Origin of the sequence: Cognatundibacterium luofuense (assembly GCF_018139685.1) — a bacterium.
Taxonomy (GTDB): Bacteria; Pseudomonadota; Gammaproteobacteria; order Burkholderiales; family Burkholderiaceae_D; genus Undibacterium; species Undibacterium luofuense.
Genome location: NZ_JAGSPN010000009.1, coordinates 156,393 through 172,719, shown reverse-complemented (window position 1 = coordinate 172,719; position 16,327 = coordinate 156,393). Strand labels below are relative to the sequence as shown.

The following is a 16,327-nucleotide window of genomic DNA, read 5'->3' as shown; positions in this document are numbered from 1 at the left end:
GCGATGTGCGCCAACATCGCCAAATCCCATCCATCGTCAGGCTTACAGTTGCTGTAAGGCCTGACGAATATCTGCTTTCAGATCTTTTGTATTTTCCAGCCCGATATAAAAGCGCACCAGTTGCCCTTTTTCAGTCCAGCTGTCGCGCATTCCCTGCATGCGGTACGGCACACATAAGCTATGCGAACCGCCCCAGCTGAAGCCGATACCAAACAGTGCCAGCGCATCAACGAAGCGATCGATCTGCTGTTCTGAATATTCTTCTTTAAAAATCACAGAAAACAATCCGGCTGCACCAGTGAAATCACGCTGCCATATTGGGTGTCCCGGGCATTCCGGTAATGCAGGATGCAAGACGGTTTGAATTTCTGGCTGCTCTTTCAGCCATGCAGCAATCTCACGTGCACTGCAGTCATGTTCGGCAAAGCGCAAGGCCAGGGTCGGCAAGCCGCGTAGAACCAGATACACATCATCCATACCGACGCCCAGCCCCAGCCGCATATGGGTCAGTTGCAGGCGCTTGTACAGCTCGGCATCGTTCACCAGTACCGCACCCATCAGCACATCCGATCCGCCGCTCTGAAACTTGGTCAGCGCCTGCATAATGATGTCCGCGCCATGTTCAAAACCCGGATACACAATCCCGGCAGACCATGTGTTATCCAGCGCCACCACAATCTGATGGCGATGTGCAACCTCAGCAATAACAGGTAAATCCGGAATTTCCATCGATACCGACCCCGGCGCCTCCACCCAGATCAGACGAGTTTCCGGCCGAATGTAGTTTTCAATGCCAGCGCCGCACATGGGCGGATAAACCGAGACAGCGATATCAAATTGCGATTGCAGCCAGTGCGCCAGCTCTTTATTCGGCGAATAGGCATTATCCGGTATCAGCACATGATCACCGCTTTTCAGCAATGCCAGATCAATCAGCGAAATAGCGGCCAGCCCGCTGGGAGCCAGTATGCAATGCTGCGCGTCTTCGATTTCCGCCAGACGGCGCTCCAGCGTAAAACTGGTTGGCGTACCATGCAGCCCGTACGTATAGGATTGCTTATCCAGCCAGTTTCGTGAGCGCATTGCCGCCACATTCTCAAACAACACCGTCGACGCATGATGAACGGCTGTCGGGTAGGCTGCAAAGCCTGCGGGAGCCTGATAATCTGAATGATTAAGGCGGGTGGAAAGTTGTTTTTTCTCGATTTGCGGTGAATTTTTCATCAGGTTTTCATCATTAAATGTTATAACTGATCGCTGTCAGGTATGCCGTTTTCTCTTAACTGAGCGCAAGGCATCACCAGACACCGCCTGCTTTGCTGGCCAGTGCCACAGCAGCATCATGACATAACACCAGATAAAGCAAGTGCAGTGACCGGAATTTTCAGATTCAGATTGCAAAAAAAGACGCGCTTTGCCACATGGCTGATCACAGCTTTGTTGCAGGTGCCAGCATTGCCTGCTTTCGCATCATCCGTAACGACAGTCGTTTATCCGGCTGGTGAGATTGCCGGCGACACCCGTTACCGCGATGTAATCGAATTACTCAATACAGCGCTCGAAAAGACCCGCCCTGCTTTTGGCCCTTACACCTGTCAGCCAAGTCAGCGGCAAGTGCCGAAAAAACGCGTCATGGCCGAACTGGCAAGCAATGAGAACGGTATCAATGTGTTGTGGAATCCTGGTTCGGTGAAGCTGGAGAAAGAATTTCTGGCGATCAAAATACCGTTGCGTAAAGGATTGCTTGGTTATCGGGTCATGCTGATCAGAAAAGATAAGCAAACCATGTTTGATGCCGTACGCTCAGTGGCGGATTTGAAAAAGATCCGTTTCGGACAGGGCACTGGCTGGATCGATAATGCGATCTATCAGCATCAGGGCTTGCCCTTGGTAGAGGCACCCTATCCGCAATTGTTCGCCATGCTTGACGCAGAACGTTTTGATGCATTTCCGCGCGGAATTGGTGAAATTCTGGATGAACTGGAAATGCAGAAAGAAAAGCTGCCAAATCTGGCTGTCGAAAAGAATCTGCTGCTTTACTATCCGTTTCCGTATTATTTCTTTTTTAATAAAAAAGATGCTGCACTGAAACACCGTGTGGAAACCGGGCTGAAATTGATGCTGAAGGATGGCAGCTTTGATGCGATTTTTATCAAATATCATCAGCAAGCGCTGCAAAAACTGGATTTACGTAACCGCCGGGTGATCGCACTGACCAACCCGGACTTATCGCCGGATACCCCACTGCAGGATAACCGGCTCTGGTACAAGCCTGTTGTCAGCAGCAACAATCGCTGACGATCTCAGCATTTTTTCTGCGATATCTGCTCAGACTTTGACATCAATATGCTGTAAAGCTCTGGCCGTGCCATTTTCACTCAGCCAGAATCCACTGGAACCCAGGCGTGCTGCCTGCTGACCATCAGGTGTTCTCATATCCCAGCCAGTTGCTGCATTCCCGAGAAATAATGCGCCGACACCAGCGTCTTTCAATGAAATAAACTGGTTTCCGTCAGTACCACCAGGCACGATCAGCCCCAGCTTGCTGAACACTGGATCATTTTCATCTATCCAGTGATTTGCATCACTGTCATAACGGGCAAGTTCTGCAAAACCATCGCCGCTCGCAGGGCCAAACAATTGACTGCCCTGGGTTATTGCCTCGCCTGGGTGAGATTGCAATGCAAGATAGCCACCATGCAAAATAGCTGGCAAGGCGACCTGGTGTCCGTTGTTATTCAAATCCATCATCAGCTTCTCGTCGCTCAGCTGTGCGGAACCATTATCGAAATTCAATACCAGCGGATCGCGCATTGCCTGCGACTGGACCCGCACACTGGTGCTTTGCCGCAAAGTAATCTCGGATTGCATTTCAAATGAAAACGCGACACTGATTTTCCGGTTATCAGCCGTTGTGATTTCACCTTGCGCTTCAAACTTGAGTGAATTGACTTGCTTAAAATACAAAGTGTCGGATACCAGTGTCGTTTGGCCTGTGTTATTCGGTGCCTCATTGCCGCCGGTGGCTGTTCCGGCAGACTGGCTGATTTCGCCAGGTAACGCGACCTCCATCCCAAACATTTCGCGCAGCAAATCCACCAGCGTTTGCAGGTTTCCATCACTGATTCCGGATCCGGGCCGTACACCACTCCCGGCAGCGCGGGCGGGTACGCTCAACTCTGCATTCGCAGCTCCCTGCGATGCAGGAAAATCCGGAAGGCGATCCGGTACAGCACGATTGCTTTGCAGGCTGACGCGATCCTGGGGGATTGTTGCAGGATTTACAGCAGCATCCGTGGCAGCGTTTACCAGGCTAGAAGATCGTGATGAGGAAATGGCCAGTGTGGATTGCTGACGAAACTGTATTTGCTGTGAAGTCTGACCGGAGGACAGACCGACATTGGAACTCTGGATACGCATGACGCCTCCCGTCGGATTCATTGCGCCGCAAAGGTGGCTCCTGTGCAGCATGTTCCGGTAACGGCAGTTCCTGTGTTTTCTGCAATAAAAAACCCCGCTATTTTTCAATAACGGGGCGGATACTGAAAACTGGCACAAGTCAGTTTTTTCGCTTTTGCGGTAAGGCCTTCTTCACAGCTTGCAAGCGGAAAGTCACTTTCAGCGTTTCGTCGGCAGGCATCCAGTTGCCGGATAAACCGTCAGCCAGCCATTCTGCTTCCAGCGTACCGGATACATCCGTACCATTCTCTGACTCTTCCAGACTGATTTGTGCGCCGGACCACTCTCCGGCCAGCAATACTTTTTTCTTCCAGTCAGGGCCAATCAGATAATAGCCTTCCAGACTCTCCGGCTCGTCCTTTTTGGGCTGCAAATGCATCTCAATCAGCTTCGCACCCAGCTGGCCCCGGAAGATCTGTGGCTGTGCAAATGAGCGCTGCTGTTCAACGGCTGGCACAGCCTTCATTTCTGAAGCGACCGCTGGTATTGCCTGCATCAACGCACAGGCAATAACAAATCCGGCAATGCCACGCATCAGACTGCCTCACCCCACATGTCATGAGCATCCGCTGCGGTAATGCGAACGTCTACAAATTCACCGACTTTCAGTTTACGGTGCGGCTCGAACGGTGGTTTTACATACACAACGCCGTCGATTTCAGGTGCGTCAGCTGCGCTACGGCCAATTCCGCCACTGCGATCCAGCTCATCAATCAGAACACGCACTGTTTTACCGACCCTGGCCTGCAAACGCTCACGGGAAATCGATTCCTGCAACTCCATGACGCGACGACGACGATCTTCACGCACGTCATCCGGCAACTGATTTGCAATTTCATTTGCTGTGGCACCCTCTACCGGTGAATACGCAAAACAACCCAGACGGTCAATTCTTGCTTCCTTCAGGAAGTCCAGCAGATACTGGAATTCTTCTTCCGTCTCGCCCGGGAAACCGGCGATAAATGTCGAACGAATAGTCAGATCAGGACACATCTCACGCCATGCTTTGATGCGTTCGATATTTTTCTCGCCGCTGGCAGGTCGTTTCATGCGCTTCAGCACATCCGGATGCGCATGCTGCAACGGAACATCCAGATACGGCAGCACATGACCGTTATTCATCAGTGGAATGATTTCGTCGACATGCGGATACGGGTAAACATAATGCAGACGAACCCATGCATCATATTGCTTTGCCAGCTCACCCAGTGCTTCCGTTAATTGCGTCATGTGTGTTTTCACAGGACGGCCATTCCAGAAGCCGGTACGGAACTTCACATCCACGCCATAGGCGCTGGTATCCTGAGAAATCACCAGCAATTCCTTGACGCCGGCTTTAAACAGATTTTCAGCTTCCAGCATCACATCCGCAATCGGACGCGACACCAGATCACCCCGCATAGAAGGAATGATGCAGAAGCTGCAACGATGGTTACAGCCCTCAGAAATTTTTAAATAAGCGTAATGCTTCGGTGTGAGTTTCACGCCTTGCGCCGGAATCAGATCAACAAACGGCTCGTGCGGCTTTGGCAAATGTTTATGCACTGCAGCCATCACTTCACCAACTGCATGCGGTCCGGTCACTTCCAACACTTTCGGATGGACACCCTGAATCAGGTCATTCCCTTCGGCATCCTTCTTCGCCCCCAGACATCCGGTGACGATCACTTTACCGTTTTCAGCCAGCGCTTCACCGATAGCATCCAGTGACTCCTGCACGGCGGCATCAATAAACCCGCAGGTATTGACGATAACCAGATCTGCACCATCGTAGGATTTTGCGGTCTCATATCCTTCAGCGCGCAATTGCGTCAGAATCTGCTCTGAATCGACAAGGGCTTTAGGACAGCCGAGTGAAACAAACCCGACTTTCGGTGCATCGCCTGCAGGCTGGCGACGGATTTCAGAAATAGCCATAGTATTTATTCAACAAAAAAGGTACAAAAGCGAACCCGCTATTGTACCTTTTTTGCTGTCAGTATGATCTATTCGCCGCAAAAAACAGCCTTCAGATCAATACCTTAGCTAAGCCACACAGAATACTGTCGTTTGACTTTATTTCTTTTCCTGACCATCTTGCCCGAATGGAAACACCGTAAACATTGTTTTTGCCTGACTTTGCATTTGCTCCTGCATCTGCATAAACAGATTTTTACTTTGTTCGATGTAATTACCCATCATGCCTTGCATCATCGGGCCCTGCACATTCATAAACTGGTTCCAGACTTCAGGACTGAACGGCTTTCCATCATACAAACCCTTTGACCCCTCAGCGAGTTTATTCTGAATTTCAATGAAAGCCTGTACATTTTTTTCAAGATAGGATCCCATCATGCCCTGCATCGCGTGACCGTAGAAACGGATAATCTGGGAAAGTACCGCACTGGAAAACATTGGTGAACCGCCCGCTTCTTCTTCGAGAATAATTTGCAGCAAAATACTGCGCGTCAGATCTTCACCTGTTTTCGCATCAACGACAGCAAAATCATCATTTTCCAGCACGAACAATTTCACATCAGCCAACGTGATATAACTGCTGGTTTGTGTGTCGTACAAGCGACGGTTTGGATACTTTTTAATCAGGTGTTGCGTTGTTTTTTTGGCGCTATTCATTGATATCTCAATTGATAACTACGAACCCGGTCATGCCCGGGCATACTCAAGCAAACCCGCCCATCTTTTATGCAGATGGTGCATTCAGGTTTGTCCCCTCTTTTTTTGTATAGCCTGCTTCTTCTCAAAGCATATTAAAAAGCCCACCAGTACTTTTGTACTGATGGGCTAATTCTACCGCATTGCGTCAAAAAACAGCACCAAAATCATGCACTGCAAAACAACGGTTGTTGCAGCGCAAAACCCGGCTTATCCCATATGCAAACCACCATTCAGTGAGAAATCAGAACCAGTCGCGTAAGCGCCATCATCCGATGCAACCCACGCCACGATCGAAGCAATTTCTTCCGGCTCCGCCAGACGTTTTACCGGAATGCCCGAGACAATTTTTTCCAGCACATCAGGGCGGATTGCGCGAACCATATCGGTACCGACATAACCTGGAGAAACAGTATTCACCGTTACGCCTTTGGTAGCCACTTCCTGCGCCAGCGCCATGGTAAAGCCGTGAATACCCGCTTTTGCCGTGGAGTAATTAGTCTGACCGAACTGGCCTTTCTGCCCATTAACCGAGGAAATATTGATAATACGTCCCCAGCCACGATCGATCATGCCGTCAATCACTTGCTTTGTGACATTAAACAGTGAGTTCAGGTTGGTATCAATGACCGCATCCCAGTCAGCTTTGGTCATTTTACGGAACTGACCATCACGGGTGATGCCTGCGTTATTCACGAGCACATCAACCTCGCCGATTTCCGCACGTACTTTCTCAAATGCCGCCTTTGTGGATTCCCAGTCAGAAACATTTCCTTCTGAAGCAAACACTTCAAAACCTTCTGCGCGCATGTCAGCAAGCCATTTATCTTTACGTGCCGAATTCGGGCCACAACCTGCAACGACCACATAGCCTTCTTTGCACAAACGGCGGCAGATTGAGGTTCCGATACCACCCATACCACCAGTTACATACGCAATACGTTTTGTCATTCCTGATCTCCTGTTTTGATCACTCACTGAAAACTACGCTATTAATACAACTTAAGCTGCTCTAACCTTCACATACCGGCCGGGCGCCTGCTCAATCGCCGGGAAGTCTTTACTTCCGGCAGATGCAGGCGCTTTTACTTTTTTGCCTGCATGCTCGGTCAGGAAATCAGCCCAGACCGGCCACCAGCTGCCAGCATGCTCAGAAGCCCCTGCAAACCAGTCATCTGATTTTCTGACCTGATCGTGATTTACCCAGTAACTGCGCTTTTTCTTGGCTGGCGGATTCACAACACCGGCAATATGACCTGATGCACCAAGAACAAATACATTTCGCTCAGGTTTGCCGGGATTTAACAATGCCGTCGATGCAAACGCAGCCTGCCACGGAACAATATGATCTTCGCGCGAACCGTAGATAAAGACGGGTGCATCAATCAGCCCGAGGTCCACAGTTTCACCGCAGACGCTCAAACCATTCGGGATACACAGTTTATTTTCAAGGTAGGTATTACGCAGATACCAGCAAAACATCGGGCCGGGTAAATTAGTACTGTCTGAGTTCCAGTACAGCAAATCAAATGGCGGCGGCGCCTCGCCTTTCAGATAGTTCGCCTGCACATAGTTCCAGACCAGATCATTTGCACGCAACGCAGAGAATGTGCTTGCCAGATCGCGGCCGGGCAACAATCCTTTTTTACCAATGGTTTTTTCGCGCAGCGTAACCTGCATTTCATCAACAAACACATCCAGTACGCCCGTGTTTGAAAAGTCGAGCAATGTGGTCAGCAAAGTCACACTTGCAGCAGGATGCTCACCACGCGCAGCCAGCACAGCCAGCGCTGTAGATAAAATTGTCCCGCCGACACAGAATCCGAAGGTGCTCAGTTGTTTTTGACCAGAGATCGCCTTAACAGTACTGATCGCAGTAATGGCGCCTTCTTCGATGTAATCATCCCAGGTTACCTGATCCATGGTTTGATCAGGGTTCGCCCACGACACAAGATAAACCGTATGCCCCTGCTCAACCAGATAGCGGACAACGGAATTTTCCGGCTGCAAATCTAAAATATAAAATTTATTAATGCACGGTGGAATCATCAGCATCGGCCGCTGATGTACTGTTTCAGTCAGCGGTTTGTACTGAATCAGCTGGAATAAGCGGTTTTCAAATACCACCGATCCTTCCGTGGTAGCCACATTCTGACCAACATGGAAAGCGCTCTCATCCGTCTGAGAAATACGACCCTTCTGCATATCCGCCAGCATTTGCGTAATGCCTTTGGCGAGGCTCTCGCCTTTCGTCTCAATCAACTTTGCCTGTGCATCCGGATTGGTTGCCAGAAAGTTCGCTGGCGACATCGCATCAATCATTTGCTGCACAGCAAAAATAATTTTCTGACGAACCTTCGGGCTGGCATCCACCGCTTCTGCCAGCGCCATCAGAAAACGTGCATTCAGCAGATAAGCTGCAGCGCTGTAAGCGGATACCGGCTGATCTTTCCATGCGCCGGAGGTAAAACGGCGATCACTCAGCGCAGGAATTTTTGAAGCGACGAAATCCTGCCAGAGCTGGGCTGCCTCACGTGCGTAATCCTGCTGCAAGGTCAGTAGCGCTTCGGGTGCAATACTTCCGCCAGCTTCGCGCAGCACTTCGAGTAAAGGAGCGGCATTCATTTGCTGAGCAGACTTCATCCACTCTTGCCATGCGTCCGGTTGATAAAATTTTCCCACCCATTCATTCATCATGGATTGCGGGTCAAAACTCTGCATGCGCGCCTCCTGAAAATCGCGTATCGTTGCGGGTCTGTCTGGAAAAAACTGAGGAAAACGGGAGAATGCAATACATCGTTGCAATTGCGTGGATATATGTGACACTGCTGATGTCGGCCACAGAGACTTCGGTTGTGGCCGGCGTGATGACGTTTGCCATGTACTGTGTTTTTCCTTTAACAATTCTTTTATACCTGATGCGTTCAGGCAAGCGCAAGCGGGAAAAACGGCAGATTGAAGTTGCAACGCAACAAAAACCACAACAAAACCTTACGCAGGCATCGCCGGCTAACTCTGAGGCTGGCGATAAATGAAGCTGGCCATGCGTCCGGTTTGCTGATCGCGCCGGTAGGAGTAAAAGTTTTGCGTGTCAGTTACGGTACACATGCCGCCACCGGAAATCTGCTCTATCCCGCAAGCATGCAGCTTGCGTTTTGCAAGCGCATAAATATCTGCCAGATACTTACCTTCTTTGCCATTTTGCATCTTAACAAAACAACTATGCGCTTCGGAATCCGATTCCGTAAAGACTTGCACAACATCTTGACCTACTTCAAAGCAAGCAGGACCAATAGCCGGCCCCATCCATGCAATTAACTCGCCGGCACCTTTCGCCCGCATTGCATTAGCCGTTGCTTCGAGCACACCACCCGCCAGTCCACGCCAGCCAGCGTGCGCAGCACCGACAACATTTCCTGCAACATCACTGAACAGCACAGGCAAGCAATCCGCGGTCAGTACCGCGCATACTTTGCCAGGCTGATCAGAAATCACAGCATCTGCCTTTGTATCGCGCTTTAGCTCTGATGCATCAGCAACAAGTATGCCATGCACTTGTGATAAAAATATGACATCACTGTGAATCTGTTGAAAAAATGCAAGCCGGTTTTGCTCAACATCGCCAGCCGCATCACCAACATGATCACCCAGATTCAAACCACCCTGACCGTCTGCCGCAGCAAACGGTCCGCGACTGTAACCACCGCTGCGGGTTGTGAAGCCTGCCGTAACACCCGCAGGCTTACGATCCCAATCCTCGACAAAAACAACTGGCCGCATGCGTTCTGTCATTATTCAGACCACTCCAGACTGGCCTGATCCAGCAATTGCTGCAGATCATCAGCGAGATCAACTTCCCACAGACATTCTTCACCGGTTTCAGGATGAATCAGGCCGAGACGCTTGGCATGCAGTGCCTGACGATGAAAGAAGCGTGCCAGATGAGACTTACCGTACAAAGGATCGCCAACCAGTGCAAATCCGTGATGCTGCATGTGAACACGAATCTGATGCGTACGACCGGTTTCCAGCTTGCACAGCACCAGACTGACCGGGAATTTTTCAAGCATACCGGTTGCAAGACGGCGGAAATGCGTCACCGCTGGTTTTGCGAACATGCTGCGCGATACACACATTTTCAGACGATCACGCGGATTGCGTGCAATTGGTGCATCGATCGTGCCACTCAGGTTAGGTGCGCCCCAAACCAGCGCATAGTATTCGCGGGATACAGTGCGTTCCTGCAACTGGCGTACCAGATCAGTTTGCGCTGTCAGCGTTTTTGCCACCACCATCAGGCCGGAAGTTTCTTTATCCAGACGATGCACGATACCGGCACGAGGCACGTTTTTCAGGGCTGGCCAGCGATGCAGCAAAGCATTCAGCAGCGTTCCGGTCCAGTTACCGGCAGCAGGATGAACAACCATGCCTGCCGGTTTATGAATAACAATCAGCGTATCGTCTTCATACACTACATCGAGCGGAATATCTTCAGCCTCGAATGCCAGATCCTGTACGCTGGCCTGCGGTTCAATCGTCAGCACTTCATGACCGAGCACTGCCTGCTTGCCCTTCCCTTGTTTGCCATCCACCGTCACGAAACCGTCATCAATCCATTGCTGGATACGGCTGCGGGAGTATTCAGGCATCAGGCGCGAGATCACTTTGTCGAGACGCTCGCCGCACATTTGCGGATTCAGTCTGAATTCAATACGCTCAGGCGCAGTATCCTGCACTTCTGTAGTTTCATCCTCAAAAAACGCATCACTTTCCAGTTCTGCTTCAGTTTCTGCGAAAATCGGGGTTTTAGTTGGTTTCACATTGTTTGCCATCGGCTATAATCCGTAACTTATTTTTCTGCTCATGCACATATTTATGCACGGTAAATCTTTGAAATTGCTGGTTCTCGCTTGTGCCACTGTCGTTTCTTTAAGCGGCTGCGGAACGTTCGGTGAGAAAGGGGACGACACAAAAACCTGGTCAGCAGCGAGATTATACGCTGAAGCCAAGGATGAAATGGCGGCAGGCTCTTACGAGAAAGCGATTCAGTACTTTGAAAAACTGGAGTCACGTTATCCGTTTGGCACTTATGCCCAGCAAGCTCAGATGGAAACCGCGTATTCTTATTACAAGCAAGGTGATCAGGCTCAGGCGCTGGCTGCCGTTGAGCGCTTCATCAAGCTGCACCCGAATCACGACAATCTGGACTATATGTACTACCTGCGTGGCCTGATCACATTTAATGATCAGCTCGGTTTGCTGAACTTCATCGGCAATCAGGATATTACTGAACGTGACCCGAAAGCATCCCGCGATTCTTTCGATGCGTTCAAACAACTGGTCACACAGTTCCCGGACAGCAAATACACGCCGGATGCCCTGTCCCGCATGAAGTATCTGGTCAATGCACTGGCACAGTACGACGTTCACGTTGCACGTTACTACTTCCGCCGTGGCGCCTATCTGGCAGCAGCAAACCGTGCGAAAACCGCTATTACCGAATATCCGGATGCTCCTGCGATTGAAGAAGCATTGTTCATTATGGTGAAATCCTATGACGCAATGGGCATGACGGAATTGCGCGATGACGCCCAGCGCGTATTCACGAAAACATTCCCGAACAGTGAAATTGCTTCCGGCAAAAAACAAGGAAAAAGCTGGTGGCAGATCTGGAAGTAATCAGCTTCTGCATCAGCATCTGTTTCCGGTGCTGATTCATCAAAAAAAACCGCATCCTGTCAGGCATGCGGTTTTTTTATGCTTCGCCGGATTATCAACAAAACGCAGACAACCCTCGTCGTCCGCGTAGAATTTCAAGCAATTTTAAGAGCGGCGGCGCCGGAAGCCTCTGCAGCACCCGAAAATGCCTCAAATGCGGTGTTCTGCACAGCCATATCGCTGTCGTCGGCACAAAGTCCGGCTCTCCGAAAAGCATCAGTGACGATATCTGCACAAATACACCTGTTTACCGATCATCATCAGGCGAAATGACTGACCATCCGATATCGCAGAAAAGTGCCGGACAGCCATGCCTTTTCACTTATTCGCCCAGTCTTCGCCTGAACACCCAGTGATCCGCATCGGAAGCATCCTGACAATACTGATAACCATCCGTATCAAACGCTTTCATTTGCTCAGGATCGGCAAGCCGTTGTTCGGCACAAAAACGTGCCATCAGACCACGCGCACGTTTAGCGTAAAAAGAGATGATTTTGTACTGACCGTTTTTCCAGTCATAAAATTGTGGCGTGATCACTCGCCCGCCGAGCTCGCGAACTTTGACAGATTTAAAGTATTCATCGGAAGCCAGATTCACCAGCGTATCCGTCTTCAATGCTTTCATCTGGTTTCGCAAAACATCCGTAATCTGCTGTCCCCAAAAGGTGTACAGATTTTTTCCGTGATCCGTGACCAGTCGCGTCCCCATCTCCAGGCGATATGCCTGCAATGCATCCAGCGGACGCAACACGCCGTACAAGCCCGATAAAATCCGCAGCCGGTTTTGAAGATAGTTCAGCGCATCTGCGGACAATGAAGCCGCCGCCAGTCCTTCATACACATCACCATTAAAAGCGAACACCGCCTGACGCACCGTTGCCGGGTCCGGGTGACGCTGCCACGCACGAAACCGTTGCACATTCAGATTACCCAGATCTTCTGAAATATCCATCAGCTCGCGCACTTCCTGCACGGACTTATGCTTCAGTACATCAATCAGTAACTGCGCCTGATCCATCAGCACAGGTTCTGTCATCATGGTTTCAGAAATGGTACTTGTATAATCCAGGCTCTTTGCAGGCGAAACAACAATCAACATAAACAGACTCACAAAACAAACATGGACGCCATCATACCGAAGCCCGTCGTTCTCGACACGAATGTCTGCCTGGATCTTTTCCTGTTTCAGAATCCTGCCGTCACACCGATTCTGGACATTCTCAGCGCTCATCAACTCCAGCCCGTTACCTCACGCCGGTGCCGCAATGAATGGCTGGCAGTTCTGAAGTATCCGCATCTGAAGGCGTATATGAACGATACCGATGCGGCCATTGCGCACTTCGACGCACTGATTCAGGTGATCGAACCCGACGAAGACGCAGCCAATGCAGTACTGCCGCAATGCAAAGACAAAGACGACCAGAAATTCGTCGTCGTTGCAGCCGGAAGCCAGGCCATCGCCCTGGTTTCTAAAGATAAGGCTTTACTCAAACTGAACAAACGCCTGCAAAAATCAGGTCGTTTTCCTGTACTGACACCGGCAGATTTCATTAAACGCTTTAACGGCGCGGCTTCCTGACTGTGTCTATTGAGCAAAACATTGATAAATTTAATGCGTTACGGTTACTCTTCTACAAAGTCCTGCTACTATGACGTTGTCAGAGTCCGTCGCTGCAGCAGCGGGTTTGCTCAGCATCAGGTCTCCGCCTCAGATACGCGGTAAGATGGTCGTCGTACTTTTTTGCCGAAAAGAAACATAAACCATGGTACTTGTGGAACAATTGCACAAAAGTCACAGCGATATGGAGAACCAATAAGATGACCGATTCAGCAGATGATCTGGAAGCCCTGTTTGAAGAAATGGCCTCCCAGCGCCAGGAAACATTAAGCGCTGCTCCGGATACAACCAGCACCGAAAGTACCGCAGCCCCGCAAACGGAAGAAGATCCTGCTGGCAAGCTGGACCTTTCAGGCACCAGTGATGATGCAAACCTGCCTATTTTTGATCGCCTCGGCAATGTCGTGCGTATGTTGCATGACTCGATGCGTGCACTGGGCTACGACCGGTCTTTATCCGATGTCGCCATTCAGGTTGCCGATGCGCAGGACCGTCTTGAATACGTTGCCACCCTGACCGAACAGGCCGCCAATAAAGTTCTGAATGCAACCGATCTCGGTATGCCTGAACAGGATGCACTGGCCAAAAAAGCGAAAGTAATCGACACCCGCTGGGACGATCTGTTCGCTGGAAAAATGTCTGTCGAAGAATTCAAATCACTGGCCCGCGATTCTAAAGAGTTCGCCAACGTCGTCATGGCAGCAACGGAAGCTGAAAAGGCCCGTCTGCTCGACATCATGATGGCACAGGACTTCCAGGATCTGACCGGGCAGCTGATTAAGAAAGTTGTTGCCATCAACAAGCGTGTTGAACGCGAACTGGCGCAGATTCTGCTGGACAATGCTCCGGCAGATTTGCGAGACAAAGCAGTTGAACTGATGGAGGGCCCGTCTGTTCCGAACGCTGCACTGGAACAGGACGATGTTGACAACCTTCTTGAGAGCTTGGGTTTCTAATGGATGAGATGCTGAGAGAGTTTGTTGTCGAGGCACTGGACCTCGCAACAAACGTAGAAGAGCACTTGTTATCCCTGGAACGCAATCCCGGGGATATGAATACACTGAATGCAGTGTTTCGCTCCTTCCACACCATCAAAGGCGGCGCGGGTTTCATGAACCTGACTGCGATGGTATCTGCCTGCCATCTGACTGAAAACCTGTTCGATGCGCTTCGCACAGGCAAAGCAGCAGTCACACCAGAAGCGATTGAAGCGGCACTGGAGGCAAGCGGATTTGTTGCAGACCAGCTGGCAGCACTGAATAACGGCACGCCGCCGGAACAGTTATCAACAATGCCGCCAGCGCTGGAACGCATGCTGACCGATGCGATCGAAGGTGGTTCATCCACCCCGGCTGCAGTCGCTGCCCCCGCACCAGCACCGGTAGCTGCGCCTGCTGCAATTGCGCCTGTCGCTGCTGCACCGGCACCTGTTTCCGCAGAAGCGAATAACAAAGATGGCGAGATTGACTGGACGGCCTATTACCGCGCCGTCGTTCCGCCAGGCACATTGCCGGAACAAGTCGCTGACGTTATTGCTCAGCCAGTTGCTTCAGCACCTGTAGCCGCAGCACCTGCACCGGCCAGCATTCGCGAAGAAACAGAAGCCGTTAAAGCAACGCTGGCAACGCCTGACGCTGCGATCAAACAGAATGCTCCGGCCAAAGAAGAAAGTATCCGTATTGATGCCGTCAAACTGAACACGCTGCTGGAAGTGGCAGGCGAGTCTGTTCAGGCGGCAAATCAGGCTGCTGTTCTGCTGGAAAAACTCAGTCAGTTCAAATTTGACGGACAAGCTGCACCGATCATGTCCGCATTGACGGAAACGCTGACCCGGGCATCGCGTTACTCTACTGAACTACAGCGCGCCACACTGGCGACACGTATGCAACCGGTTGGTCGTCTGTTCCAGAAATTCCCGCGTCTGGTTCGTGAACTGGCACGTGATCTGGGTAAAGATGTCGATCTGGTCATCTCCGGTGCTGAAACCGAAGTGGACCGCGTTGTGGTTGACAGCCTGTATGATCCACTGGTTCACATGCTGCGAAATGCGCTGGATCACGGTATCGAATCCGCAGAAGACCGTGCACAAATCAACAAACCAGTACGTGCCACAATTTCTCTGAAAGCCTGGCAGGAAGCCAGCAGCGTCATGATTGAAGTCTCTGACGACGGCAAAGGCATGGACGCTCAGAAATTGCGTGATAAAGCGATTTCCAAAGGTCTGATCAACCCGCATGATGCGCGCACGGATGACGAAGCATTCCAGCTCGTTTTCCTGCCCGGCTTCTCCACGAAAGAAGTTGCCTCCAGCGTCTCCGGACGCGGTGTCGGCATGGACGTGGTGAAGACAGCCGTTGAGCGCCATCGCGGAGCGATTCGCATCGCCTCCGAGCTCGGCAAAGGGACGACTTTCCTGATTCGTCTGCCGATCGAATTATCGATTGTTCCGACGATGGTTGTCCGCACGGACGGTGCTTCACTGGCGTTACCGATGGCGACCGTACAGCGCGTTGTCGAATTGCCGGAAGAATTTGAGAGCGTTGGTGGTCAGCCTGTGTTGCGCGATCTCGGACGTCCGTTACCAGTTAAATCTCTGGGACGTATTCTTGGATACTCGCCAGCCTCTGAACGTGTTGGCATTGTCATTGCAGCGCCAAGTCCGTACATCCTGTCCGTCGATTCTGTTGATGGCACAGCGGATCTGGTGATAAAACCACTGACGTGCATTACAACGCCGGGCGTAACAGGTACTGCGCGCTCTGCCGAAGGTGAGCTGGTACTGGTCATTAGTCTGTCTTTCCTGATTGATGGCTGCAGAGTACGTGAGCTGATGAGCGCCTGATCTTTTACCACTCAGTCACTCATTTTGCTTTCACAAAA

Annotated in this window: 16 protein-coding genes; 6 read left to right on the top strand and 10 right to left on the bottom strand. The window is 50.9% G+C overall.

Going from position 1 to position 16,327, the window contains the following annotated elements:
* Window positions 1–42: 42 nt before the first annotated feature.
* A complete protein-coding gene (locus tag KDM89_RS13185; RefSeq protein WP_212688377.1) occupies window positions 43–1,224 on the bottom strand; it encodes a cystathionine beta-lyase in 1,182 nt (393 codons plus the stop codon).
* A 171-nt stretch (window positions 1,225–1,395) separates the two neighbouring features.
* Here KDM89_RS13185 and KDM89_RS13180 point away from each other — a divergent pair, with 171 nt between their 5' ends.
* Entirely contained in the window at window positions 1,396–2,298 is a 903-nt protein-coding gene (locus tag KDM89_RS13180; protein ID WP_212688376.1) for a type 2 periplasmic-binding domain-containing protein, read from the top strand.
* Between the two features lie 30 nt (window positions 2,299–2,328).
* Here KDM89_RS13180 and KDM89_RS13175 read toward each other — a convergent pair whose 3' ends face one another.
* The 6 genes from KDM89_RS13175 to phaC all read right to left on the bottom strand — a co-directional run bounded on the left by KDM89_RS13175 (window position 2,329) and on the right by phaC (window position 8,832).
* Complete coding sequence (locus KDM89_RS13175) at window positions 2,329–3,420, bottom strand: hypothetical protein (protein WP_212688375.1); 1,092 nt, start codon at window positions 3,418–3,420, stop codon at window positions 2,329–2,331.
* A gap of 139 nt (window positions 3,421–3,559) precedes the next feature.
* Window positions 3,560–3,994 (bottom strand): hypothetical protein, encoded by a 435-nt coding sequence (locus KDM89_RS13170; RefSeq protein ID WP_212688374.1) that lies wholly within the window; start codon window positions 3,992–3,994, stop codon window positions 3,560–3,562.
* Window positions 3,994–5,376 carry a 30S ribosomal protein S12 methylthiotransferase RimO gene (gene rimO, locus KDM89_RS13165; protein WP_212688373.1) on the bottom strand — a complete coding sequence of 461 codons (1,383 nt, stop codon included), beginning with the start codon at window positions 5,374–5,376 and terminating at the stop codon, window positions 3,994–3,996. The genes KDM89_RS13170 and rimO overlap by 1 nt, the downstream gene beginning before the upstream one ends.
* A gap of 138 nt (window positions 5,377–5,514) precedes the next feature.
* Window positions 5,515–6,072: a polyhydroxyalkanoate synthesis repressor PhaR gene (gene phaR / locus KDM89_RS13160; protein ID WP_212688372.1), complete on the bottom strand. Its 558-nt coding sequence runs from the start codon at window positions 6,070–6,072 to the stop codon at window positions 5,515–5,517.
* A gap of 249 nt (window positions 6,073–6,321) precedes the next feature.
* On the bottom strand, window positions 6,322–7,062 hold the full coding sequence (locus KDM89_RS13155; protein ID WP_212688371.1) for a 3-ketoacyl-ACP reductase: 741 nt from the start codon (window positions 7,060–7,062) through the stop codon (window positions 6,322–6,324).
* A gap of 51 nt (window positions 7,063–7,113) precedes the next feature.
* Window positions 7,114–8,832: a class I poly(R)-hydroxyalkanoic acid synthase gene (phaC, locus tag KDM89_RS13150; RefSeq protein ID WP_212688370.1), complete on the bottom strand. Its 1,719-nt coding sequence runs from the start codon at window positions 8,830–8,832 to the stop codon at window positions 7,114–7,116.
* Window positions 8,833–8,930: 98 nt separating this feature from the next.
* On the opposite strand from phaC, the gene KDM89_RS13145 reads away from it, so the two are divergent.
* Window positions 8,931–9,146 (top strand): hypothetical protein, encoded by a 216-nt coding sequence (locus tag KDM89_RS13145; protein WP_329604670.1) that lies wholly within the window; start codon window positions 8,931–8,933, stop codon window positions 9,144–9,146.
* Here the strand turns inward: KDM89_RS13145 and pgeF are convergent.
* Together pgeF and KDM89_RS13135 are read right to left on the bottom strand one after the other, a co-directional pair.
* Window positions 9,121–9,903, bottom strand: coding sequence for a peptidoglycan editing factor PgeF (gene pgeF, locus KDM89_RS13140; protein ID WP_230427851.1), 783 nt, complete (start codon window positions 9,901–9,903; stop codon window positions 9,121–9,123). The genes KDM89_RS13145 and pgeF overlap by 26 nt on opposite strands.
* Window positions 9,903–10,943, bottom strand: a complete 1,041-nt coding sequence (locus KDM89_RS13135) for an RluA family pseudouridine synthase (RefSeq protein WP_212688368.1) — start codon at window positions 10,941–10,943, stop codon at window positions 9,903–9,905. Before KDM89_RS13135 ends, pgeF begins: the two co-directional genes overlap by 1 nt.
* A 43-nt stretch (window positions 10,944–10,986) precedes the next feature.
* Between KDM89_RS13135 and KDM89_RS13130 the strand changes: the two genes are divergently transcribed.
* Window positions 10,987–11,790 (top strand): outer membrane protein assembly factor BamD, encoded by an 804-nt coding sequence (locus KDM89_RS13130; RefSeq protein WP_212688367.1) that lies wholly within the window; start codon window positions 10,987–10,989, stop codon window positions 11,788–11,790.
* A 361-nt stretch (window positions 11,791–12,151) separates the two neighbouring features.
* Here the strand turns inward: KDM89_RS13130 and yaaA are convergent, their stop codons facing one another.
* Complete coding sequence (gene yaaA / locus KDM89_RS13125) at window positions 12,152–12,928, bottom strand: peroxide stress protein YaaA (protein ID WP_212688366.1); 777 nt, start codon at window positions 12,926–12,928, stop codon at window positions 12,152–12,154.
* A gap of 21 nt (window positions 12,929–12,949) precedes the next feature.
* Here yaaA and KDM89_RS13120 point away from each other — a divergent pair, with 21 nt between their 5' ends.
* From KDM89_RS13120 to KDM89_RS13110, 3 genes are all read left to right on the top strand, one after another.
* A complete protein-coding gene (locus KDM89_RS13120) occupies window positions 12,950–13,408 on the top strand; it encodes a putative toxin-antitoxin system toxin component, PIN family (RefSeq protein ID WP_230427850.1) in 459 nt (152 codons plus the stop codon).
* A gap of 239 nt (window positions 13,409–13,647) precedes the next feature.
* The gene (locus KDM89_RS13115; RefSeq protein ID WP_212688365.1) at window positions 13,648–14,403 is read left to right on the top strand and encodes a protein phosphatase CheZ; all 756 of its coding nucleotides are present in this window, start codon (window positions 13,648–13,650) and stop codon (window positions 14,401–14,403) included.
* Complete coding sequence (locus KDM89_RS13110; RefSeq protein ID WP_212688364.1) at window positions 14,403–16,289, top strand: chemotaxis protein CheA; 1,887 nt, start codon at window positions 14,403–14,405, stop codon at window positions 16,287–16,289. Before KDM89_RS13115 ends, KDM89_RS13110 begins: the two co-directional genes overlap by 1 nt.
* The last annotated feature ends 38 nt before the right edge of the window (window positions 16,290–16,327 follow it).